Here is a 23,013-nt window from a genome sequence, read left to right as displayed (position 1 = left end):
AGTCGCACCAGTGTCGGGTACACTGGTCTTAATTGGCTAGAATATGGATTGCTGCCGGGGGGTCGACAGACGTACATCGCTCAGAAGTTGTATTTCAAATGTCGATAGTGAGCAAGATTGCTCTGGGCAAAATGAGGCAGCAAATGAACCCAGTTCAGACATCCGTGTGGCGTGGTCTCATGCCATTGATCCTTGTGACGCTGGCGGCCCTCTCGTGGGCATTCGTTCCGGTGTACTTTATAAAGTTTCATGCATTTACGCTTTCGCAAGCGGTGTACGCTACTGTATTGATCAACCTCAGCAAGGGTCTGCTTGCATTCGTCGTCATGATCGTTGTGGACTTCGGGAACTTTTCGAACCGCATAGCCCAGGTGAAGGCTGCTATGACGACGAAAAGGTCGCTTATTTTCATGCTGATGGATGGATTTTTTATGGCTGTCAGCAATCTATTGTTCCTACTGGCCATAGCCCAGGGAAATGGTGCTACGGTCGTGCTGCTGATCAACAGTTGGCCGGTTTTCGCATCGTTCATGTTGCTCAGGATGGTGCCACGCTTTCACCAGGTAACGGGTATCCGGCTCTCGGGGGCATTCTTGGCCGTACTGGGACTCGTTGTTATTGTTGTCGGTAGTCAGGGGGGATCAAACCCTGGGCTCGCGCTGATCTTTGCCTTCCTGGGCGCGCTGGGCCAAGGCCTGACTGTAGTGTCGCACCAACTTTTCCTGAATTCGACTGGTTCGGACTTGCGGGCCCAGCCGACGTGGCAGAGCATCCGGAGCCTTGTCGCTGCTGTTTTCGCTGCTGTTGCGATGGCAGTGATGTATATCTTTGGCAGTTTTTCACTTAACGCTGTAAGTATGCCAGAGCTCACTGACCTAGCGATGGCAGGATTTTTTTGGGCGGCATCGGGAATCCTGTTCCACATGGGGGTAGCAAAAACGGACAACGCATTCGCAACTGTCCCGTGGCTTCTCGCGCCGTTGATGTCTGCACTGCTGGTCGCGAATCAAACGGGGGAGCCGGTGCCGACGAGCGTTGTTGTCGGCGGGGTTATCGTGCTCGCTGCAAATGCGCTACTCGGTTTGACAATCGAGCCTTTGATGAATGTAGCGATACTAATGATGGTCGCCACAATCTGCGCGATTGCAATATTTACAATTAACGGAAGGAATCAAGACGAATATTATACCATTGTCCAGACTTTAGGTTCATTCTTTGCGATCAGCTACGGATTTACGGCAACCCGGCTGCACGCGCAACGAAATGCAATGAGGTTGTTGGAGATAAAATGGCGAACGTATCGGCGAGCTGAAGTTCATAATCTCACCCTACCGTTGGGTATGCGTACCTCCGCTCCAAGTCTCGCGGAATCGGTTTCATTCCTAGCTGATCGTGCAAGCATCTCATTTATGAAGAAAAACATGTTTCCGATTTCCGAAGTGCTGATGGTTACCATTCTTGGGATGGGCACTTGCATAGCGTGTGTAATTTTTCGTCCGAATAACAGCACCGCTGATCTGGTCTGCTTTCTGATTACGTCCGCTGTTATGTTTGCGGTTGTGTTGCTGTGGGCAGGATTTGTGGACAATGAGGATAGTTTGGGTGGCGCCCCCGTTAATGAGCCGGGTCCTCGTAGTCCGGGCGAAGCCATCTTTGGATACATCTCCGGATTTGTCGCCTACGCGGCAATCATTGCAGCTGCGCTGACAGGTCCGACGGGCTGGCCGAAGTTGTGACTCAAGCCCGCTGGGCGCCTTGTTCCCGAGCTGTTGCGGAAGGCCGCAGCTTTATATACCGGTGGCGTGCTTGCCGACGCCCGCTGTCATCGCGCCGAACCCCGCGCGCAGGTCCTTACCGAGGGCCAGGTTCACCACGGGGCTCAGCCAGCCTGCGAGGGTGAAGCGGGACTCGTAGCGGCAGCGGTCGGGGCCGAGGGGGACGACGGTGTGCGAGCGCAGGCTGTGCAGTGCGCCCAGCGGCACCGGCTTCATGGTGTAGCTGAACTCCACACCGGGCGTGTGGGTGCGGATCCACTCCCGCTGGGGGCGGCGGTTGCTGCCCAGTTGGACCCGCATGTCGATGGTCGAGCCGGGTTCCAGGGTGCTCGACGCCTCGTAGCAGAAGGTGTTCCACTCGCCGTAGCGCTCGAAATCCGTGAGCACCTCCCACACCTTCGCGGCGGGTGCGTCGATCTCGATCGTTTCGTCGATGACTAGAGACATGCGTGAAAACTAGGACATGTTCTAGTTTTCGGCAACCGGATCAAGCGAACCGGCGACGGAACTTGCGTAGGGCGTCGATGATCACGGCGGAGGCCGCGGTCACCGCGAACAAGCCGAGGACCGTGCGGGCCAGGGGCCACAGGTTGGGGCGGTCGGCCGGGTCGGTCTGGGCGAAGACGTTCTCGACCACCGGGGCGGCGTACTCCTGGCGGCGCGAGTTCACGTCCACGGCGGTGAAGGCGATATCGGCCATCACGCTGCAGCGGGCGCGAGAGAACTCGTCGTCGCGCAGCTCGCAGGAGGCGTGGATGCGCCGGTTCAGTGCCGCGTCCACCGAGCGCCGCGCCCAGGCGCCGAGGGGCTCGTCGACCCGCTCGGCGTAGCGCAGCACGTCGTAGCCCAGGTCGTGCGCCTTGCAGGCCGACTCGAACTCGGCGGGCAGCGTCACCGGTGAGGAGCAGCCGCCGTTCGGGTTCACCAGCAGGCCGTCCTGCGGGGCGGGGTCGTAGCCGAACTTGAAGCCGAAGTCGCGGGGGATGAGCGAGGTGGCGTCCGGGCTGTCGTCGACGAGCGCGCGCACCGCCTCGGCGGCGGCGACATTCTCCGTTCCGCTGGGCGTGGTGCCCATGGCGCCGGGCGCCGACATGACGACGGCCGCGGCCATGGCCAACCCGGCTGTGCACAGCGCGACACCGCTACGACGGCGGTGTTGCGCGGGAGCGGGGGACGGCGCGGAGGCGGAATCTGCGGTACGGGCCGCGGAAGCGGCGGGCACCGGGCGAAGCGGGGTGTTCATGGCCTCCGACGGTAAAGAGCGGGTCTCGCGGCGGGCATCCCGCTGCGGACTTGTTTATCGGGGCGCGCGGGTGGCAGACCCGGCGCCGGGGTCACACCAGGGTAGGGGGTCGCATTCGGTTCGTGGGTATGAGGTCCGCTGACCGGACGGTTCGTACTCTCGTTGTCATGACCGCACCACTGCCCACCGCCGGGCGACGAGTATCCGCGCAGACCTGGTTCGACTTCACAACGGTGCTGGTCGCGCTGGTTTTGTACAGCATCGCGTGGCCGACGCTGTTCGTCACCCATTCGGTGTCGCCGGTGGTCGCGCCGCTGTTGGCGGCGCTGGCGGTGTTCCCGATTCTGCTGGTGCGGGTCAACCCGGCGATGGGATGGGCGATCTCCGCGGGGGCCGCGCTGCTGTTCTCGGTCGGCATGGCACCGACCGAGGGCAACGACCTGCCCTTCCAAGTGGTGCACATCATCGTGCTGTTCGTGCTGCTGTTCGCGGTGGCGCTGCGGGCCTCGGTGCCGATCGTGGTCGTCGCGTGGGCGGCCACCTCGATGCTGTTCGCGACAACCATGCCGGGCTCGGGGACGGGTCCGCTGTGGGGCTGGGCGATGGGGTTCGGCGGGCTGGCGCTGTTCGGCTATCTCGTGCGGATACTGCTGGCCTCGCGGCGCAAGCTCGAAAAGCAGGAGGAGGTGACCGAACTCGAGCGCGCGCGTCGGGCGATCCTCGAGGAGAAGGCGCGCATCGCCCGTGACCTGCACGATGTGGTCGCCCACCACATGTCCATGGTGGTGGTGCAGGCGCAGACCGCGCCCTACCGGATCGCCGATCTCGACCCGGCCGCGAGCGCCGAATTCGAATCCATCGGCGCCACCGCCCGGACCGCGCTCAACGAGATCCGGGGCATGCTCGGGGTGCTGCGCAGCGACGGTCAACTCCCCGAACACGCGCCACAGCCGCGCGCGGCGGACGTGCCCGCGCTGTGCGAGTCGGCCGCGCGGGCGGGGCTGCCTGTGGAGTGGAGTGTGAGCGGCGATCTGGGATCGGTGCCGGATACGACCGGACTGGTGATGTACCGGGTCGTGCAGGAGTCGCTGGCCAACTGCGCGCGGCACGCGCCGGGGGCGGCGGTGCACGTGGCGGTGGCGGTGGATCCGGGGGTGGTGAGCGTGAGTGTGCACAATGCGGCGACCGCCACGGTGGCGCTGCCGAGTGCGGGCGGTGGGCACGGCATCGATGGGATGCGCACCCGGGTCGGTGCGGTCGGTGGTGAACTCACCGCGTCGCCCACTCCCAGTGGGGGATTCGAGGTCTCGGCGATGTTGCCGACGCTCTAGCGGGTTGACACCGGCGTAATCACGCACAACGACGCTCGAGAATCAGTTTTCTGACTGAATCGAGGCAGATTGTGCGATTACGCCGGGCGAACGTTCGTGCTCAGGCGTAGCTCCGGCCGTGCGCAGCGGGGAACGCATCGCGTCGGCGCGCATTAGGCGTACCTCCGCCTTCGCTCCGGCCGTGCGCAGCTGAGGAACGCTTCGCGTCGGCGCCTATTAGGGTGGTCGAGTGGCTATTACCGTGTTGATCGCCGACGACCAGGCGATGGTTCGCCAGGGGTTCGGGGCCCTGTTGGGCGCGCAGACCGATATCAGCGTCGTCGGTGACGCACCCGACGGGAAAGTCGCGGTGGCCGAGGCCAAGCGGTTGCGGCCCGATGTGGTGCTGATGGATGTGCGGATGCCGGAGATGAACGGTCTCGATGCCGCGCGTGCGATTCTGACCGCGAATTTCGATCCGCCGGTGCGGGTGCTCATGCTCACCACCTTCGATATCGACGACTATGTCTACGAGGCGCTGAGCATCGGTGCTAGTGGGTTCCTGCTCAAGGACGCGCCCGCCGAGGAACTGGTGCGGGCGGTGCGGGTGGTCGCCGACGGGCAGGCGTTGCTCGCCCCGACCATCACTCGCAGGTTGATCGCCGACGTCACCCGCAGGCGCAATACGGTGCGCGCCACCCCTGCGCCCGCGCTCGGCACGCTCACCCCGCGCGAACGCGAGGTGCTGGAACTGGTGGCGAAGGGGTTGTCCAACACCGAGATCGCCGCGGCACTGTTCGTGGCCGAGCAGACCGTGAAAACCCATGTCTCCAAGGTGTTCTCGAAGCTCGGGCTGCGCGATCGCGCCCAGGCGGTGGTCCTCGCGTATGAATCCGGCCTGGTCGTTCCCGGCTGAGCCGGTGCGCTCAGCGCGGGCAGACCCCGCCGCGCAGGTTCGGCAGGTGCCGCGACAGCAGCAGCGCCATCCGGTCGAGCAGTGCGGTGGTGTCGTCGAACGAACCCGAATCGGCTTGTGCCGCAAGGGCTACCGCGAGTTGTCCGCTGCCGACGGGCACGAGTCCGAACTGGCGCACCGTGTAGACCCCGGTGACGTCGTCCGGGCCCCAGCCGCCCTTGAACTCCGTGTTGTCGAGCAGGCCGAGCCCCCAGCCCTGTTCTTCGGTGATCTCGCCCATCAGCGCGGTGACGACCTCGCTGTTGGGCAGGCACGGCAGCCGCGACGCGAATCGCACCTGGTTCGCCAGCGACCACTCGGTGCCGCCGAAGGCGGTGGTGTCGAGTTCGGTTCGGGTGGAGCCCTTTCCGGGGGCGGCGTCGCCCGCCTCGTCGAGGACCTGCTGCACGGCGTCGGCGGCTTCCGGTGCGTCACCGAGGGATTCCCAGAGGCCTTCGGCGGCGTCGTTGTCCGACACTGTGATCGCGGCCTGCACCATCTCGAAGATCGACTGGTCGGAGTCGTGGCGCAACGCCGCGACCGCCAGCGGGATCTTGATCGTGGACCAGGCGATGCCGGTGGACCAGTCGCCGTAGATCGTCATCCGGCCGCCGCCGACCGGCATCAACGCCATGCCGACCTGTCCCGGCAGCTTCGACTGCAGCAGCGTGAATTCCGCGGCCAGCGAATCGGGCAGTCCGATGGACAGGCCGGGGTGCCAGGCGTCTTCGCTGTTGACGGTGACCGTGGGCGCGCTCACCGCCGTCGGGGTGCCCGGCGTGGCGCACGAGGTGGACAGTGCGGCGGACGCCAGCACCCCACAGAGCAGCAGCCTGCGACAGGCGGCCGCCGTTCCGGTCGTCTTCACCACCGAATCCTCCCCACCACCCACTGCGCGTGCTCCGGCGGTGCAAACTTCTCGTCGAGCGCGTCCGGAAACTCCCGGACGACTGTTAGTAAGTTTCACCGATTTTCGGCGAGAATTCGAATGAGCGTGGTCACACGGTCGGAAGGGGGTCGTTGTGCACGACATCGGTGAGGTGTTCGCCGGGTTCACCATCGAGGCGATGCTGGGTCAGGGCGGTATGGGCACGGTGTATCTGGCCCGGCATCCGCGCCTGGATCGGCTGACCGCGCTCAAGCTGCTCAATCGGGATCTGTTCGCCGACGAGCGGGTTCGGGCCCGGTTCGAACGGGAGGCCGATCTGGCCGCCGGGCTCGACCATCCGGGGATCGTCACCGTGTTCGACCGGGGGACCGAGGGTGAGCAACTCTGGATCAGCATGCAGTACGTCGACGGGATCGACGCCGCGACTGTCGATCCGATGGCGTTGCCGCCGGAGCGGGCCGTGCAGATCATCGAAGGTGTCGCCGACGCACTGGATTACGCGCACAGCAGGGGAGTGCTGCACCGAGATGTGAAGCCCGCCAACATCTTGCTGGCTCGGTCCAGCGGTGGGCAGGGCGAGCGGGTGTTCCTCACCGACTTCGGGATCGCCCGCCTTCGCGCGGACTCCACCCACCTGACGCAGCAGGGAATGTTCACCGCGACACTGGCTTACGCGTCGCCGGAGCAGATGACGGGCGCCGAACTCGACCACCGTTCCGACCAGTACTCCCTGGCGTGTTCGCTGTACTGGTTGTTCACCGGGGTGGCACCGTTCGACTCCGCCGACCCGAACGAGATCATCCGCGGCACCCTCTACGGCCCGCCGCCACCGTTGGCACTGCGCCGTGCGGGCCTGCCGCCGATCATGGACGCGGTGTTGGCGGCGGCGATGGCGAAACATCCTGCGGCCCGGTTCGATTCGTGTGCGGCGTTTGCCAATGCGGCGCGGCAGGCGCTGACTTCGAAGACGCCACCGGTCCTTCCACGGCCGCCGGTGAATCCGGCCCCCGCTTACTACCCGCCTGCGCCGCAACAGCCGGGATCAGGCGCGCCCTTCGCGCAGCCCGGCATGATGCCACCGGGGTACCAGGCCCCGCCCGTACAGCCTGTGCCGCAACCGCATTGGCAACCACCGTCCCGGCCGTTCGGAGCGGTTCCGCCTGCGCCGCAGCGCCCGGCTGCCGGTGCGCAATCGCCCGGGGTTCCCGCTGCGAATGCGCCTTCCTCGAATGATGTGATCGGCGGTCCGCCTGCCGAACCGTCAGCACCCGTGGATTCGGCGAGCTCCGCCGAAGGTTCCCCGGCCGCACCCGATGCCGGAATGCCTTCCAGCCCGGTATCTCTGGACAAACCCGCGGTGGAGCGCTCCCTCGGTGCGGAGGCAGACGCCGACGAGGTATCGGCCACGGCGGCGACCGATGTGCTGGCGACGCGCGATGCGGAGGAGCTGGAAGCGGCGAACGCGGTCGCGCTGACCGAGGTGACGTCGATCCAGGGACCACCGAACGCGGCCCCAGCGGGACCTGTGCCGCTACAGGGTGCGGCTGGGCAGCCCGGTCGGCCGGGCGCGGCGGAGCCGGGCGGTGCGGGGCAGCAAGGCGCGGTGGTCCAGTCGAGCAGTGCGGTCCAGCAGGGCAGCGCGGTCCAGCAGGGTGTGGTTCAGCCGGGCGGTGCGGGGCAGCAGGGTGTGGTTCAGCCGGGCGGTGCGGGGCAGCTGGGGGGTGTGGTTCAGCCGGGCGGTGCGGGGCAGCTGGGGGGTGTGGTTCAGCCGGGCAATCTCGGGCAGCAACCGGGTTCGGTGCAGCAGGGTGGGGTGCCGCCGGGGCATCGGGGGCACTGGGCGCCGTATTGGCCGGTGCCTCGGCGGGTGTCGGGGATGCAGCGGTTCGGGTGGGTTGTGTTGGTGGCGTTGGTGTTGGTGCTGATCTCGCTTGTGGTCGCGTTGGTTGTGGTGGTGTTGCCGGACGACGAGGGCGATCTCGATGCCGAGGGTGGCGCGAAAGTGTCGTCGAGTTCGGTGGCGGAGGTCGCGGATTCGTTCGCGGAGAGTCGGCGGGTTTTTCCGACGTTGGTTCCCCAGGGCGATGACGGTGAAGGGGTGGGGTATCGCGGAGCGCGGTGCATGGGGGTGCGCGCTGTCAGCGAGTTGGCGTGGAAAGAGCCTGCGCTGCAGTGGACTCCGATCACCACCGCGTGGCAGTGCGACCGCGTGGACCACCAGGCCGGTGCCGTGAGTTACCTGGTACTCGAGTACGGGAACGCGGGGCAGGCACGATCGGTGGTGGAGGCGTTGCCGGGCGCAGTGCGTGATGCGGGCGACAAGGACGGGGTGCCGTACTCGGTGCAGCGCTGGGCCGTCGGCGACCCGGGCAGCGCGCGAACGCAGACCGCGTACCAGGTCGTGAGCTTCCCCGACGACGACGATCGCGCGAATTACCTTGTCGCGGTGAGCCGCCGGGGCAGCAGCGGTGTCAACGGCGCCCCACGCCCCTCGGCGCAGGACGAGGTCATCGCCTGGTGGGAGGACGTCCCGCTCTGACCCGCCGCGCCCGGCCACACAACATTCGGCCGTCGGTCCAGCCGCGCAGTGCGTGGTGGGAGGGCGTCCCGGTCTGAGCGGCTGCGCCTGGCCGCAGAACATTCAGCCGTCGGTCCAGCCGCGCAGTGCGCGGTGGAAGCAGCTCTCGTATTCGCCGCAGGCACAACGCGACCCTGGCTCTCCAAGGGATGACCGCCACATCGATCTCGCCGCCGCAGCGGTTGGGCGGGTACACCCCCCGACCGCTGCGGCGACGAATCTCCAGCCCAACGGACCTCAGTCCACGGCCAACGCTGCCACGATCGGCATCCTGGACGCGCGCAGGGCGGGCGGGATCGACCCCAGCAGCGCCAGGCCGAGGGCGACCGCGCCGTAGAGCGCGATCAGCGGGCTCGGGCGGTAGACGATGTCGATGGTCATCGCGTGACCGATCGCCACGGTGGCCAGGTACTGCACCGCGATGCCGACGACGAGTCCGATTGCCGCGCCGATGAATCCGATGCCGGCGGCTTCGGCGAGCACCGAGCGCAGGAGGAACTTGCGGTTGGTGCCCATGGCGCGTAGCACCCCCAGTTCCCTGCGCCGCTCCAGGACCGACAGCATCAGCGTGTTCAGCAACGCTACCGTCGCCACCAGCACGACGATCCACAGGATCATGTTGCTCATCGCCGCACCCTGCTGCACGCTCGAGGAAATCGCGGCGACCATGGTGGTGCCGGTGTCGACATGGATTTCCTGGGGAACCATCGCGCGCACCGCGGCTTGAACCGCGGCGGGGTCTGCCCCGGGCGCGTACTGGACCGACAGAATCGTTTCGCCCGGCCGCTGATACCACTCCCGCATCTGGTCGAGGTTCATCATCACCACCCCGGACACGGCGGTGAAATACGGAATCACCTGCAGCACAGTTGATTTACGCTCACCGGATGGTGTGGGCATGGTGATCTCGTCGCCTGCGGTGAGTGACAGCGAGCGGGCGACATCGCGGGTGATCACCACCCCTTCGCGTCGCTCCATCTGATCGATCACCGCCGGGTCCACCGCGCCGAGGCGGGTGTCGGACGTGCTCGGCGGATACCCCTGCAGCATCACCCGGCCGCTGCCGATCGTCGCGAAGGCCATCTGGGCGGGGTTGACCCGCTCGACACCGGGCACCGTCGCGACCCGTTCGGCCAACCCGGCGGGCAGGACGGGACCGGTCGGGAACTGTTCGACCGGGCTCGGACTCACGTAAAGGTCGGTGTCGCCCAAACTTTGGAACGAATCGGTGGCCGACTTCACCATGTTGCCCGACGCCCCACCGAGCGCGACCACCGCCGCGACCCCGATCATCACCGTCATCGCGGTGGCCCACACCCGCCGCGGCGCGCGCTCGAGCGAGGTGGCTCCGAGTGCGCCCGGCGCGCCGAACCAGCGGGCGATCGCCGCGGATCCGCGCACGATCGGACCGGTGGCGGCGAAACACAGGAACACCGTCGCGGTGAACGAGGTCGTGATCGCGCCCAGCGACAGCCGCCCGAGATCGAGGAAGGCGATCACCACGGCCGTCGCGGCGAGTACCAGCCCCGCGGCCAGCGCCACCCAGCGCAGCACGGTGCCGGTGGCCGCGGCATCGCTGGCCTCCACCGGTGCCAGCGCCTCGACCGGGGCCACCTTGTACACCTGTCGCGCGGCGATCGAGGCGGCCAGCACCGTGGCCACCACGCACGCGGTAATCGCCACGGGGATGGCGTAATTCGGCACCTGGAACTCGGTGCGCGCCTCGACCGACTGCACGATCGCGGCGGGCAGCCTGCCGATCGCGAACCGGCCCATCAGCGCACCGATCCCGGCACCGATCGCCCCGCCGATCAGCCCGAGCAGTGCCGCCTCGGCGAGCAGATCCCGCACCATCGGCGCGCGCTTGCCGCCGATCGCCCGCAACAGCGACAGCGTCGGCCTACGTTGCGCCACAGCCATACTCATCGCGTTGTAGATCAGGAACGCCGACACGATCAGCGCCGCCGCCGACGACATCAGCGTGGAATACCGCATGATCTGGATCGCGCCACCGGCCTGCGCGGTGCGCAGACTCGGTTCGGCCACCACCGCGCGCCCGTCCACGGCTTCGGTGAGCGCGGTCCGTAGCGCGCCCACATCGGTGCCGGGTGCCACCACGATCTGCACCGAATCGAGCTTGCCGACCCGGTCGGTGAGCAACTGGATCAGCGGCAGCGGACCCGCCACCAGATGGCCGCCGTTGAGCCGATCGGTCGCCTCGGAGTCGAGGACGGCGGCCACGGTCGCCGTGCCTGCCCCGATCCGCACCGGGTCGCCTTCGCGCAGGCCCATGGCGGGGCCGACCAGCACGCCGCGCTCGGTGGTGATCAGCTTGGTGGTGTACTGCGACATCGGCCCGGCCAGATCACTGCCGAGCGCGGCGCTCGTCTGGTCGGTGCCGATCAGCAGCGCCCGGTCGGGGCCCGCGCCCAGGGTGCTGCGCAACATCGGCACCGCCGTCGCCACCCCCGGTGTGGCGGCGATCCGGGGGAGCAGTGACTGTTCGAAGCCCGCGTCGGTGATGCCGGTGATCTCGAGCTCGGCCTTGCCCGCCAGGCCCTTGGTGAGCTTGTCGACCGACCCGGTGACCGAGCCGGAGATACTCAGCACCGCCACGATCAGTGCCGCCGACACCCCCATCACCGCACCGGACATCAGGGTCCGGCCGGGATGGCGGAGCAGTTCCCCGAAGTTGAACAGCCGCAATCGATCCCATGCCGCGGCGATCATGCGTCGACCCGGGTGGCGGACAGCTCGTCGGCGCCGATCTGCCCGTCGCGCAACGTGATCACCCGGTCGCAGTAGTCGATCGAGTTCATGTCGTGGGTGACCATCACGACCGAATTGCCCTGCGCCGTAATGTCACCCAGCAGGGCGAGGATCGCGGCACCGGTCTTGGAGTCGAGGTTGCCGGTCGGCTCGTCGGCCAGGATCAGCGGCGGATCCATGATCAGCGCCCGCGCCACCGCCACCCGCTGCATCTGCCCACCGGACAGTTCCGCGGGCCGGTGCTGGGCCCGATCGCCGAGCCCGACCAGGTCCAGCAGTTCCAGCGCGCGCGGCTTGGCCTTGCGTAATCCGGTGCCGTCCAACAGTTTCGGGACGGCCACGTTCTCCCATGCCGACAAGGTGGGCAGCAGGTTGAAGAACTGGAAGACGAACCCCACCTGTTCGAGCCGGAACGCGGCCTGCTTGTCTTCGTCGAGATCACCGATCTCGCTGCCGCGGAAGCGAATCGACCCGGAATCGGGGCGGTCGAGTGCCCCGAGCAGGTGCAGCAGGGTGCTCTTGCCCGAACCCGACGGTCCGATGATCGAGGTGAACTGGCCCGCCTCGATCCGCATGCTCACCTCGTCGAGCGCACGCACGTCCTGATCACCGACCCGATACTGCTTGACCACCCGGGTCAGCTCCAGCATCGGCTGCTGCGACGATTCTATGTCCGGCATATCGTTGTCCCCCAAAATTTTTCGTCGCTCAGCGCGCGAGCGCGCGGTCGCGGGTAGTGTGCCCGATCGCCGGACGCGCGTCGAGAAGCGCACGGAGCGCGGGCTGTTCGGCGGCCAGCTCGAGATAGGCCTCCACCGGGGTGCGGCCGTCGATCTCGGCCAGCTCCAGTTTGACGTGCAGATGGTTGTCCCAGCGGTTGGTCAGTGCCAGGAGCAGTCCCTCGACGCCACCGAAGAGCTGGTCGAGCTCTCCGAGGCCGTCGAACAACGCGGGGTCGTGCGGGTCGATCGCGGCCCTGGCGAGCACGGTGTGCACGATCTCGGTGCGGTGGTGCAGGTCGGTCCAGGTCATGGGCTTCACCTTCCGTGAGCGGGTGATCCAAACGCTACGGCCGGCGAAAGGCCGAATCGTCGTGCCGGGGACCCGACTTGTTCTCCTACCTGGGTAGGAGATCGGACCCGTTTCCGGGACGATGCTCGCCCGGCGCGTGGCGACTAGCCTTACACCATGGATGTGAGCCACGCCATCCCCGCGAAGACGCCGGGTCGGCAGAGCCGCCTGCAGCGGTTGTCCGCCCGGACGATGAGCGGTGGCAGACGGTTCGTGGCGACCGTGCGCGAGCGCCTCGAAGCGTTGCCCTACGACTATCCGCCTGCCGTGATCATCGGGGCCGACCTCGCGCTGCTGGTGGTCACCGGTGCGGCGGTGATCCAGCGGCACTCCTACTTCCCCAACCCGCTGCCGCTGATCGCGATGGCGGCAGCATTCCTGCCGATCCCGCTGTACGCGCTCTTCGGCGTGAGCCCGCACCCCATGCTGCTGAAGTCGAGCGCCCTGCTCTCGTGTGGGCTGTTCCTGCTGCAGCCGACGAGTAACGACTTCGCGCCGTTCGTGCTGGTGATCGTCGCCGGTGAGGTAGCCGCGATCGCCTCGCGCGGAATCTCCATCGGATTCGCCGCGGTCGCGTTCGCTGAACTGCTCGCGTTCGACCTCGCGGGGCACCTGCACTGGGGGGTGTCGGGGCAGCGGCTGCAAGGGCTCCCGATGTATGCCATCGGCATACTGCTCGGCACATTCTGCGGCGTGATGCTGCAGTACCAGCGTCGATTCCTCTACCAGGAGCGCGAGAATCAAGCCATCCGCTCCGGCCAGGCGGCCGACGAGGAACGCCGCCGGATCGCCCGCGAGGTCCACGATGTGATCGCCCATTCCCTCTCGATCACCCTGCTGCACCTGACCGCCGCCCGGCGCGCGCTGCAAACCGACGACGACCCCGCCGAGGCGGTGGAAGCGCTCGTCGAGGCCGAACGACTCGGCCGCCAGGCCATGGCCGATATCAGGAGAACGGTCGGCATGCTCGATGCCGGACCGGCGCTCACGGCCCCCGAACCCGGCGCGGGCGATATCGAAGAACTCGTCGGCGACTTCCGCCGCGCCGGACTCACCGTCGACTACACCCGCACCGGCGAGCTGGCCACCGTCACCGGCGCCATCGGCCACGCGCTGTACCGGATCGGCCAGGAATCACTGGCCAATGTCATCAAACACGCGCCGGGCACCGCCGCCACGGTCCGCCTCGACGTGACGGCCGAGGCGGCGATGCTGGTCGTGTCGAATCCGTTGCCGTTCGGGCCCGCGCCGCGCCGCGACACCGGAATGGGCTTGCGCGGCATGCGTAAACGCACCGAACTGCTCGGTGGGAAGATCACCGCGGGCAACGGCGACGACGGCTGGACCGTGCGCGTCGGCTTCCCGTTGAAATCGGGCTCGTGCATGTCGAGCGTGCTGCCGAGCAAGCTCTGGAGCAGAACCCAGGAGGAACCGTGACGACCGCTTCGCCGATCGAGCAGGTGGTGACCGTGCTGGTGGTCGACGATCAGGAACTCGTGCGCGGTGGACTGCGCCGGATCCTGCGCCGTCGCGACGGGTTCGCCATCAACGAATGCGCCGACGGCGACGAGGTGGCGGCCGCGATCGCCGCGCAACGACCCGATGTGGTGCTGATGGATCTGCGGATGAAACGGGTCGGCGGCATCGATGCGACCCGGTTGCTGCGCGCCCGCCCCGATGCTCCGCCGGTGCTCGTGCTCACCACCTTCGACGACGATCAGTTGCTCTCCGGAGCGTTGCGCGCGGGCGCCGCGGGGTTCCTGCTCAAGGATTCGCCCGCAGAGGACCTGATCCGCGCGGTGCGGACAGTAGCGGGCGGCGGCGCGTGGCTCGACCCGTCGGTGACCGGACGGGTGCTCACCGCGTACAGAACAGTGAAACCGGTCGGTACCCGCACCGATCGCCGACTCGGCGATCTCACCGCCCGCGAGTACGAAGTGCTCGAATTGATCGCCTCGGGCCGGGTCAACAGCGAGATCGCCGCCGAACTCGGTATCTCCGAAGTGACGGTGAAAAGCCACGTCGGACACATATTCGGCAAGCTCGACCTGCGCGATCGGGCCGCCGCGATCGTGTTCGCGTTTGACCATGGCGTGGTGACACCGGGAGAATCTTCCTACTGAGAAGCAGGTCCACGGGCCTGCCAGAAGTGGGAGGCGGACGCTGGTGCAGGCACCTGGGTCACGGACGGGGAGCAGATTCGGCCCGTACGAGTTGCGGTCGTTGCTGGGTAAAGGCGGGATGGGCGAGGTCTACGAGGCCTACGACACCGGCAAAGATCGAGTGGTCGCTCTGAAGTTGCTGGCGCCCGAACTCGCGCAGGACCCGGCCTATCAGGTCCGGTTCCGCCGTGAGTCCCAGGCCGCGGCGAAGCTGGCCGAACCGCACGTCATCCCGATTCACGACTGGGGTGTGATCGACGGGGTCCTCTTCATCGACATGCGCCTGGTGCCCGGCTCCGATCTGCGGACCGTGCTGCGCGGGGGCGGGCCGATGAGCCCGGAACGCGCGGTCGCCGTCGTCGAGCAGATCGCCGCCGCGCTGGACGCCGCGCACGCCGGTGGGCTGGTGCATCGCGATGTGAAGCCCGCCAACATCCTGGTCACGCCCGCCGATTTCGCCTACCTCGCGGACTTCGGTATCGCGCACACCGAAGGTGACAGCGCGGTGACCCAGGCCGGGATGGCGGTCGGCTCCTACATCTACATGGCGCCGGAACGCTTCGACGTCGGCCCGATCACCCATCGCGCCGACGTCTACTCGCTGGCCTGTGTGCTGCACGAATGCCTCACCGGCGCTTCGCCTTTCCCCGCGGCGAGCATGAGTGTGCTCGTGCGGGCGCACCTGTCCGAGTCCCCGCCACGGCCGAGTGAGTTACTGCACGGGATTCCGGGCGCGCTCGACGACGTCATCGGGACGGGCATGGCCAAGGACCCTGGCGATCGATATGCGACGGCCGGTGCGCTGGCTGTCGCTGCTCGCCGGGCGCTGGGCTCGCCGATTCGGGAAGGTGCCGCACCGGGTGGTTTCGCGTCGTACGAGGGTGCCCGACGCGTCCCCGGTGGACATGATGCGACGCCGGGCTCTTCGCCGGGTGCCACGTTGCGCGGGCCCGCTGGTGCTCCGGGCCGTGCGCCCGCTGGTTCTCCGGCCGGTGCGCCGGGTGCCGGGCGCGGGTTCGCCGCCGCAGCCGGATTTGCCGCCGGTGCGGGCCGTGGTGCTGCCGGGGTACCGCCGGGTGCCGAGCGGGGTGTGCCTGCAGGCCCCGGTGTCGAGCGCGGTGTACCTGCGGGACCTGGTGCCGAGCGGGGAGTACCCGCAGGGCCTGGTGCCGACCGTGGTGTTCCTGCGGCCGGTGTGGGGCGTGCTGCGCCCGTCGGTAGGAAGGGGGCCCAGGGCTCCGACGGGCCGGAGAACGCCGAGCAGCCGCCGACACCGACGGGGGAGTTCCGGGTGATCGGCGCGGTGACCGCGACCGGTGGCGTGGAGACATCGCGCAGCCAGTCCACCGCGACCGGTGCCCAGCCGACCTTGATCATCCGCCCGCCCGAGGCGCGTGCGGGTGGTGCCGACACCACCGGATTCCGCCGCGTTCCGGCCGAGGGCACCGGCGAGATCTCGGTCCCCGCGGTGATCCAGCCGACCGGCCCCGCCGAAATCCGGCCCGCCGACGCCTACTTCACCCCCCTGCCGACGTCCGAGGAGCCGGAGGTGGCCCCCGAGCCCCCACCGGCCTACACCCCCGACCAGGGCCTCCCGAGGATGCGCCCGTTCCCCGACGCGCACCTCTACGACGGAGCCGACCCCGGCGAAACCTCATCCCCCCTCCTGCAACCGCAGCGCCCCCCGTCGGCCACCCCGTACCCGGCCCCCACCGGCCCGCACCACGATCCCCGCCGGGCAGCGCCCACCCAGCGCTATTCCGGCGAACACCCGATGCCGGCCGCGAACACCCCGCCGACAGGGCAATACGCCCCGCCGACGGAGCAGTACAACCCACCGGCCTCGAACCCCAACCCCCGATTCCCGGCGCCAGGGCCGGAATCCGGTTCGAACCCGAACCCGCGTTTCCCCGCACCGGAACCCAGTCCGGGCCCGCGCGCCCCCCTCGCGGCTCCGCCCCAGTGGTTCGGCGACGACCAGGCCGATCCGGCCGCGTTCGGTCCGCCGACCGAGCAATACGCCGACCCCGCGTCGCCTCCGGGCTTCGCGCCTCCGACGCAGAAGTTCGGCGGCGATCTCGACGATCCGCGTGACCGTTTCGGTGGTCCCGCCGATCGTTTCGATGATGAGGCAGACGACCGGTTCGGTGGTCCCGGACAGTTCGGTGACGACGCGGGCGACCGGTTCGGTCCGACCGGACAGTTCGGTGACGACCGCGCGAACCCGGGCGACCGGTTCGATGCACCGGCGCAGTTCGACGATCCCCAACGTTTCGCCGCCACACAGCATTACGGCGGCGCGCCCGACGACCAGTTCAGCCCGGCGACCGAGCAGTACGACCCCGCCGAGATCCAACGGTCCGCACCGACCCAGCACTACGGTGCCGACGAACCGGACCCGCAGCGCTCCCAGCCGACACACCAATACCGTGGCGGCGCGGCACCTTTCGGCGCCCATCAGGCCCCGCCGGACGATCCGGCGCGGGCAGCCGCGACCCGGCGGTACTCGGGTCAGGAGAACGCGTACTCCAACTACGACGAACCGCCGAGCGCCTACGGCGATCACGCCTACCGTGAGCAGCCCTACAACCCCGGTTACGGTCCCGAACCCGCGTACGGTCCCGACCCTGCCTACGGTCCCGATCCGGCGTGGGCGCAGCAGGATTCAGACCGCAAGCGGTCGGTTCTGCTCCCGGTTCTCGTCGGCGTCCTCGCCATGGTGGTGGTGGCGATCGGCGGTGCGATCGGCTGGCGCGTGATGTCGGCCGGATCCGACGAAACCTCCACGGCCGCAGCGACTTCGCAGGCGCCTGCCGGTACCGGTGTGCCCGCGGGCACCACCCCGCGCGCGACCACCGCCGCGCCGACCACCTCAGCGGGGCCGGTCACCTTGCCCGCGGGTGCGCAACCGTGCGAATCCGGTTCCACCACGGGCGCTTACAGCAAGGTCGCCGTCGGCACCACGGTCACCAGCTGTGGTTTCGCCGAGGCGGTCCGGCAGGCCTACGCCGCGGGCGGAACCGGTGCGCGCCCCGTGGTGGCCACGAGCCCGGTCACCGGCACCACCTACACGATGAACTGCGCCCCGGAAGGCAAGCTCGTCACCTGCACCGGCGGCGAGAACGCCGTGGTCTACGTCTACTGAGACAACAACGGCCGCGGCCCCTTTCGCACAAGGGGCCGCGGCCGTTTCAGCTCGCCGAAGCCACCGCTACGACTGTGTCTCCGAGCCGGTTCAGCGTGTCCGGATCACTCCATGACCCGGTGATCGACACCCCGTCGGCCACCACATTCGCGCCGACCTCACGCAACCGATCGGCGAGGTCCTGGTTGATCACCTCGCCGGGCCCCACCGTGATCACCGCCACGGGCTTGCCTCCGACGGTCGGTGCCGATTCCGGACCCGCCAGCCAGGCGATCACACTCGCGGCCAGTGGCGGCACCGTCTCGCCCTCGGCCGCGAACAGCAGCACCCCGTCGGCTTCCAGGGTGGAGCGGCGCAGCTGATTGGCGATCAGCGGGCGCCCGTCCTCGGTGTCGATCGCGACGCTGTAGGTGGGCAGGGTGTCGAGTTCGGCCAGGCTCACCACGTCGACATTGTTGCGGATCGCGACCCGCTGAGCCTCGGTCGCCAACTGTTGAGCCGTGGAATTCTCACCGGTATCGGCGACGAGCGCGAGCAGATATGACATCCGTTGTCCCTTCTACTTCGCGTTCGCGGCGATCTGCTGGGCCGCCGATTCGATCGCGGCATCGTTGGCGGCACTGAGATCGATCACGCCGACACCGGTAATCCGCTGGGCGAGTGGGGGATTGATCTCCTTCAGCCGTTTCACGAAATCATCGGCCACATCGGAATTGCCCCTGCCGTGCCCGAGCAGCACGAAATTCTCGGTGCCGATTTCCTCGATCAACGCCACCGCGAGATCGTCGAAATACTTGATGAACACCTGCGGGTCGTCGTGGCCGGTGTGGTGCTCGACCGTGCGGATGTGGTGGGCGACCTTGTCGTGATTGGTCACGTCGTGTTCGGTATCGGCGACGGTGGGGGTGGCGAGGTCGAAATGCAGCACCCGCGCCTTCTCGCTGTCCATCGCGACCACGAACATATCGCCGGAACCCTTGAGTTCCGGTGTGTCCTTCAGCAATTGACGCGCATGCTCGATATCGCCGATCGACACCCGGCCGTCGTGCTGACGGTGGAACACCTCGCGGTGCCCGTTCATCTTCACCGCCAGCCGATCGCCGTGCTCCTGCTCCACCTCGTCGGCGATGTCCTCCCACATCGTGATGAACTGCTTCCATTCGATATCGGTCGGCGCCGGGTGCCCCTTGATCGAAGCCAGAGTCTTTCGCGTGTGCTGGTTCATAACCTCTCCTCAACGAAAAGTCAGCTCGACGGTGTGACGGTCACTTTCACGCTCTTCATCAATGGCTGGTCGCTCTCGGTGCTGTAATCGCCGATCGCGCACAGCACATTCATCTCCGGCATGTACCCGGCCGCGCAGCCCACCGGAATGTCGTAGGGGACAACCTTGTACTTGTACAGCGACCGCTTCGACCCGTCCCTTGCGGTGCTGGTGATATCGACCTCGTCGAACTCCTTCAAACCGCGGTCGTGCATATCGGCGGAGTTCATGAAGATCAGCGTGCGCAGGTTCTTCACGCCGCGATAGCGGTCGTTGTTGGTGTAGATGGTGGTGTTCCACTGGTCCTGCGACCGTTGGGTGGCGAGAGTGAGCACGCCGGGCGGGTTGGTGGTGTCGGGCAGTGTCGCCGCCGAGAACTCCGCCTTCGCCGACGGGGTGAGGAAGATGAGTTCGCGCGCGGGCTGACGGATCCGGAAGCCGAGACCGAGTCGCACCCGCCGGTTGTAGTCCTCGAAACCGTCGAGCACCTTCGACATGGTGTCGCGGATGCGGTCGTAGTCCTCGACGTAGTACTCCCACGGCGTCTTCGTCTCGGGCAGTGCGGCTTTGGCGATGCCGGCCAGAATCGCGGGCTCCGACAGCAGATGCGGCGAGGCGGGTTTTTTCATGCCCCGCGACAGGTGCACCACGGCCATCCCGTTCTCCATCGAGATCACCTGCGGCCCACTGCGCTGATGATCGTGTTCGGTGCGCGCGAGGCACGGCAGGATCAACGCCTTCTTGCCGTGGATGACGTGGCTGCGATTGAGCTTGGTGGAGACGATGACGGTGAAGTCGGTCTTCTGGAACGCCTCGAAGGTGTAGGCGCTGTCGGGTGCGGCCTGCACGAAGTTGCCGCCCATGCTCATAAAGAACTTGAGCTTGCCCTTCTGCATCGCCTCGATGGTGGCGACTACGTCGTAGCCGTTGGCGCGCGGCACGTCGATCTCACAGACCTTGGCCAGCCGGTCGAGGAATTCGGCGGGCGGATTGTTGTCGATGCCGCAGGTGCGGTTGCCCTGCACATTGCTGTGCCCGCGCACCGGCGAGGGGCCCGCGCCTTCGCGACCGAGGTTGCCGCGCATGAGCAGTAGGTTCACGATCTCGCGGATCGTCTCCACGCCGTGCTCGTGCTGGGTGATGCCGAGGCACCAGCTGATGATGCTGCGGTCGGAGTCGCAGTAGATGCGGGCGGCCTTGCGGATCTCGGCCTCGCTCAGCCCGGACTGGGTCTGGATATCGGCCCAGGTGGTCGCCTCGACCTCGCGCACGTAGTCGTCGAAACCGACGGTGTAGCGCTCGATGAACTCGTGGTCCAGGGCCTTCTCGTTGGTGGCGGACTCCTCGAGTACCGCCTTGGCCATGCCCCGGATCAGCGCGAAGTCCCCGCCGATGCGCACCTGCAGGTTGAGGGTGCCGGTCTTGGTCGGGTGGAAGGTGCCCATCGCGACGAAGTCGTGCGGGATGATCGTCTTGGTCGCACCCGCCTCGATCAGCGGGTTGACGTGCACCACCTGCGCTCCGCGCTTATAGGCCTTGGCCAGCGCGGTCAGCATGCGCGGTGCGTTCGACGCGGCGTTGATACCCATCACGAACAGCGCGTCGGCCTTGTCCCAGTCCTCGAGGTCGCAGGTGCCCTTGCCGGTACCGAGCGAGGCCTGCAGACCGCGGCCACTGGCTTCGTGGCACATGTTCGAACAGTCGGGCAGATTGTTGGTGCCGTACTCGCGCACCATCAACTGGTAGAGGAACGTGGCCTCGTTGCCCAGGCGCCCCGAGGTGTAGAACGAGGCCTCGTTCGGGTCGGACAGTTCGCGCAGCGCCTTGCCGGTCATCTCGAACGCGTCGGCCCAGCTGATCGGCACATAGTGGTCGGTCTCGGGGTCGTAGACCATCGGCTCGGTGAGCCTGCCCTGGTCCTCGAGGTCGTAGGAACTCCAGGTGGCCAGCTCGGTGACGGTGTGCTGGGCGAAGAACTCCGGGGTGCACCGCTTGTGCGTCATCTCCCAGGTGACGTGCTTGATGCCGTTCTCGCACACGTCGAGCAGCAGGCCGTCGGTCGCGTCGGGCCAGGCACAGCCGGGGCAGTCGAAGCCGTGCACCTGATGGTTCATCTTGAGAATGGCTTTGGTGCCGATGAACGGCTCGTGTTCCTTGAGCACCATGAACTTGCTGACCGCGATCGCCGCACCCCACCCCGCGGCCGGGTGCTTATAGGGGGCATTCACCGCAGGCACCGCCGCCCGGTCGGCTGCTTCGCTCGGGCCTCGATCGGGATCCCAGATGGTGTGCGGACCGTCAGCCATGTCAAATCTTCCCTTCGCGATGAATTGCGGGTCGAGAAAGATACGAGCTCTGTCCAGTGTCTCGCTTGGATTCTCTACCGTCGAGATCACGGAAGGGCGTAGCTCACTGTCGTCGTGTCGCCAGACCGCGTCCAAGACCGATTTCCGACCGGTCGATCGGTCGCGCTTATCACCGCCGGTACAGCCACTTCTGTGTCGGTGCGACCGGGATCACCGCAGGTTGACGGCCTGCGCGCCGATGATGCACCCTTGATCATCGGCCCTACGGGCATGTCCCGCGACCGACTTCGGAGGAACCTTGCGCACCACGAGAACAGGGGCGCGCCGGCTCTGCCGACGGTTCGTCACCGAGATCGATCACCTGCCCGCCGCCCGCGTGTTCATCGGGCTCGCGATCCCGGGCCTCGCGCTGATCGCGCTGGGGCGCACCGACCTGCTCATCTACGCGGTCTTCGGTTCCTTCACCGGCATGTACGGCTTCGCCGAAGCGCCGCGACAACGGCTGATCCACCAGAGCGAAGCGGCGGTGATGCTCGTCGGCGGTGTCGGTGCGGGCATTCTGCTCGCCCGCATGCACGCCCATCCTGCGGTGCTGGTGTCGGCGGTCGCGGTGTTCGCGGCCGTGGCCTCGCCGATCACCGACCGCCTCGGTTTACGGCCGGAAGGGCCGTTCTTCGGGATCTTCGCGTTCGGCGCCATCGCCATGGTGGCAGGCGTTCAGCGCGATCCGATCCTGGCCCTGATGCTGTGCGCGGGAACGGCGGGGCTGTGCGTGGTGGTCGGCTATGTCGAGTCCGCACAGCGAGTCCGGCGCGGCGGCTGCAAGGACCCGGTTCCGATCGCACCGCATCGGACCGGCCGGGTCTCCTACGTGCAGGCCGGTCGCTATGCGATGGCGATCTCGATCTCCGGCGGGATCGGGGTGCTCCTCGGTGTCGGACATGCCAATTGGGCGATGGCGGGCGCCGCGGTACCTCTCGCCGCCTACAGTTCGCGCGACCGGATCACCCGTGGCGTGCACCGGATCACCGGCACCTTCATCGGACTCGCCGTCACCGCACCGCTGCTGCTGCCGGGCTGGAGTCCGGCGATGCTCGGCCTGGTCATCATCGCGCTGCTCTACCCGACCGAGCTGTTCATGGCACGGCACTACGCGGTCGCCCTCGGCTTCTTCACCCCGCTGATCATGGGAATGACCGAACTCGCCGACCCGACCGACCCGCTCACCATGCTCACCGAACGCGGCGTCGACACGGTGATCGGAGTCGCGGTGGGAATCGCTGTCGCGCTGCTCATTCGTGAACCGGCAACCGCCGTGTTACCCGCCGACGAGACGCAGGTATGCGAAACGTTGCATACTGTCGGCATGGCTGAAGACAACGAGTGGTACTACTGCATCAAGCACCACAAGGCCGAACAGGGCAAGGCCTGCTGGTACGGCGACCGGATGGGCCCCTACCCCGACCAGGCCACCGCCGAGCAGGCCCTCGAGATCGCGAAGGCGCGCAACAAAGCGGCCGACGACCAGGACGACTGACCGACATCT

17 protein-coding genes are annotated in these 23,013 nt (G+C 67.3%); 8 read left to right on the top strand and 9 right to left on the bottom strand.

Annotated elements, in window-relative coordinates; translation table 11 throughout:
- The first annotated feature begins 107 nt into the window (after positions 1-107).
- Positions 108-1,736 carry a hypothetical protein gene (locus ACFWUP_RS12020; RefSeq protein ID WP_379233412.1) on the top strand — a complete coding sequence of 543 codons (1,629 nt, stop codon included), beginning with the start codon at positions 108-110 and terminating at the stop codon, positions 1,734-1,736.
- Positions 1,737-1,787: 51 nt separating this feature from the next.
- On the opposite strand, the gene ACFWUP_RS12015 is transcribed toward ACFWUP_RS12020, so the two are convergent.
- Both ACFWUP_RS12015 and ACFWUP_RS12010 read right to left on the bottom strand, forming a co-directional pair.
- The gene (locus ACFWUP_RS12015) at positions 1,788-2,222 is read right to left on the bottom strand and encodes an SRPBCC family protein (RefSeq protein WP_379233410.1); all 435 of its coding nucleotides are present in this window, start codon (positions 2,220-2,222) and stop codon (positions 1,788-1,790) included.
- A gap of 40 nt (positions 2,223-2,262) precedes the next feature.
- Positions 2,263-3,018 carry a hypothetical protein gene (locus ACFWUP_RS12010; RefSeq protein WP_379233408.1) on the bottom strand — a complete coding sequence of 252 codons (756 nt, stop codon included), beginning with the start codon at positions 3,016-3,018 and terminating at the stop codon, positions 2,263-2,265.
- 167 nt (positions 3,019-3,185) lie between these two features.
- On the opposite strand from ACFWUP_RS12010, the gene ACFWUP_RS12005 reads away from it, so the two are divergent.
- Both ACFWUP_RS12005 and ACFWUP_RS12000 read left to right on the top strand, forming a co-directional pair.
- Positions 3,186-4,349 carry a sensor histidine kinase gene (locus tag ACFWUP_RS12005; RefSeq protein ID WP_379233406.1) on the top strand — a complete coding sequence of 388 codons (1,164 nt, stop codon included), beginning with the start codon at positions 3,186-3,188 and terminating at the stop codon, positions 4,347-4,349.
- A gap of 229 nt (positions 4,350-4,578) precedes the next feature.
- On the top strand, positions 4,579-5,244 hold the full coding sequence (locus tag ACFWUP_RS12000; protein ID WP_379233404.1) for a response regulator: 666 nt from the start codon (positions 4,579-4,581) through the stop codon (positions 5,242-5,244).
- A 10-nt stretch (positions 5,245-5,254) separates the two neighbouring features.
- On the opposite strand, the gene ACFWUP_RS11995 is transcribed toward ACFWUP_RS12000, so the two are convergent.
- Positions 5,255-6,151: a hypothetical protein gene (locus ACFWUP_RS11995; protein ID WP_379233402.1), complete on the bottom strand. Its 897-nt coding sequence runs from the start codon at positions 6,149-6,151 to the stop codon at positions 5,255-5,257.
- Positions 6,152-6,305: 154 nt separating this feature from the next.
- Here ACFWUP_RS11995 and ACFWUP_RS11990 point away from each other — a divergent pair, with 154 nt between their 5' ends.
- On the top strand, positions 6,306-8,711 hold the full coding sequence (locus tag ACFWUP_RS11990) for a protein kinase (protein WP_379233400.1): 2,406 nt from the start codon (positions 6,306-6,308) through the stop codon (positions 8,709-8,711).
- A 276-nt stretch (positions 8,712-8,987) separates the two neighbouring features.
- Here the strand turns inward: ACFWUP_RS11990 and ACFWUP_RS11985 are convergent, their stop codons facing one another.
- From ACFWUP_RS11985 to ACFWUP_RS11975, 3 genes are read right to left on the bottom strand one after another with little or no spacing between them, the layout of a single operon-like run.
- Complete coding sequence (locus ACFWUP_RS11985; RefSeq protein ID WP_379233398.1) at positions 8,988-11,480, bottom strand: FtsX-like permease family protein; 2,493 nt, start codon at positions 11,478-11,480, stop codon at positions 8,988-8,990.
- Positions 11,477-12,199: an ABC transporter ATP-binding protein gene (locus ACFWUP_RS11980; RefSeq protein WP_379233396.1), complete on the bottom strand. Its 723-nt coding sequence runs from the start codon at positions 12,197-12,199 to the stop codon at positions 11,477-11,479. The genes ACFWUP_RS11985 and ACFWUP_RS11980 overlap by 4 nt, the downstream gene beginning before the upstream one ends.
- A 28-nt stretch (positions 12,200-12,227) precedes the next feature.
- Entirely contained in the window at positions 12,228-12,551 is a 324-nt protein-coding gene (locus ACFWUP_RS11975) for a hypothetical protein (RefSeq protein ID WP_379233394.1), read from the bottom strand.
- Positions 12,552-12,707: 156 nt separating this feature from the next.
- On the opposite strand from ACFWUP_RS11975, the gene ACFWUP_RS11970 reads away from it, so the two are divergent.
- From ACFWUP_RS11970 to ACFWUP_RS11960, 3 genes are read left to right on the top strand one after another with little or no spacing between them, the layout of a single operon-like run.
- Positions 12,708-14,027 carry a sensor histidine kinase gene (locus tag ACFWUP_RS11970; protein ID WP_379233392.1) on the top strand — a complete coding sequence of 440 codons (1,320 nt, stop codon included), beginning with the start codon at positions 12,708-12,710 and terminating at the stop codon, positions 14,025-14,027.
- Positions 14,024-14,713, top strand: coding sequence for a response regulator (locus tag ACFWUP_RS11965; RefSeq protein ID WP_379233390.1), 690 nt, complete (start codon positions 14,024-14,026; stop codon positions 14,711-14,713). Before ACFWUP_RS11970 ends, ACFWUP_RS11965 begins: the two co-directional genes overlap by 4 nt.
- A 43-nt stretch (positions 14,714-14,756) precedes the next feature.
- A complete protein-coding gene (locus ACFWUP_RS11960; RefSeq protein ID WP_379233388.1) occupies positions 14,757-17,897 on the top strand; it encodes a protein kinase in 3,141 nt (1,046 codons plus the stop codon).
- Positions 17,898-17,943: 46 nt separating this feature from the next.
- On the opposite strand, the gene ACFWUP_RS11955 is transcribed toward ACFWUP_RS11960, so the two are convergent.
- The 3 genes from ACFWUP_RS11955 to ACFWUP_RS11945 are packed head-to-tail and all read right to left on the bottom strand — an operon-like array spanning position 17,944 to position 21,467.
- Positions 17,944-18,444: an NADPH-dependent FMN reductase gene (locus ACFWUP_RS11955; RefSeq protein WP_379233386.1), complete on the bottom strand. Its 501-nt coding sequence runs from the start codon at positions 18,442-18,444 to the stop codon at positions 17,944-17,946.
- Positions 18,445-18,456: 12 nt separating this feature from the next.
- Positions 18,457-19,122, bottom strand: a complete 666-nt coding sequence (locus ACFWUP_RS11950) for a hypothetical protein (protein WP_379233384.1) — start codon at positions 19,120-19,122, stop codon at positions 18,457-18,459.
- Between the two features lie 20 nt (positions 19,123-19,142).
- Complete coding sequence (locus tag ACFWUP_RS11945; protein ID WP_379233382.1) at positions 19,143-21,467, bottom strand: FdhF/YdeP family oxidoreductase; 2,325 nt, start codon at positions 21,465-21,467, stop codon at positions 19,143-19,145.
- 298 nt (positions 21,468-21,765) lie between these two features.
- Here ACFWUP_RS11945 and ACFWUP_RS11940 point away from each other — a divergent pair, with 298 nt between their 5' ends.
- Positions 21,766-23,004: an FUSC family protein gene (locus ACFWUP_RS11940; protein ID WP_379233380.1), complete on the top strand. Its 1,239-nt coding sequence runs from the start codon at positions 21,766-21,768 to the stop codon at positions 23,002-23,004.
- Positions 23,005-23,013: the final 9 nt, after the last annotated feature.

The organism is Nocardia sp. NPDC058658, assembly GCF_042716665.1.
Classification (GTDB): Bacteria; Actinomycetota; Actinomycetes; order Mycobacteriales; family Mycobacteriaceae; genus Nocardia.
The sequence above is the reverse complement of the archived record's forward strand: the minus strand, read 5'-3'. Positions and strand labels throughout refer to the sequence as shown.

Excerpts from the sequence above, each read along its gene's own strand:
- ACFWUP_RS12015 (WP_379233410.1), bottom strand. The coding sequence starts at position 2,222 with ATGTCTCTAGTCATCGACGAAACGATCGAGATCGACGCACCCGCCGCG.
- ACFWUP_RS11975 (WP_379233394.1), bottom strand. The coding sequence starts at position 12,551 with ATGACCTGGACCGACCTGCACCACCGCACCGAGATCGTGCACACCGTG.
- ACFWUP_RS11980 (WP_379233396.1), bottom strand. The coding sequence starts at position 12,199 with ATGCCGGACATAGAATCGTCGCAGCAGCCGATGCTGGAGCTGACCCGG.
- ACFWUP_RS11955 (WP_379233386.1), bottom strand. The coding sequence starts at position 18,444 with ATGTCATATCTGCTCGCGCTCGTCGCCGATACCGGTGAGAATTCCACG.
- ACFWUP_RS11950 (WP_379233384.1), bottom strand. The coding sequence starts at position 19,122 with ATGAACCAGCACACGCGAAAGACTCTGGCTTCGATCAAGGGGCACCCG.
- ACFWUP_RS11985 (WP_379233398.1), bottom strand. The coding sequence starts at position 11,480 with ATGATCGCCGCGGCATGGGATCGATTGCGGCTGTTCAACTTCGGGGAA.
- ACFWUP_RS11970 (WP_379233392.1), top strand. The coding sequence starts at position 12,708 with ATGGATGTGAGCCACGCCATCCCCGCGAAGACGCCGGGTCGGCAGAGC.
- ACFWUP_RS11945 (WP_379233382.1), bottom strand. The coding sequence starts at position 21,467 with ATGGCTGACGGTCCGCACACCATCTGGGATCCCGATCGAGGCCCGAGC.
- ACFWUP_RS12010 (WP_379233408.1), bottom strand. The coding sequence starts at position 3,018 with ATGAACACCCCGCTTCGCCCGGTGCCCGCCGCTTCCGCGGCCCGTACC.
- ACFWUP_RS12005 (WP_379233406.1), top strand. The coding sequence starts at position 3,186 with ATGACCGCACCACTGCCCACCGCCGGGCGACGAGTATCCGCGCAGACC.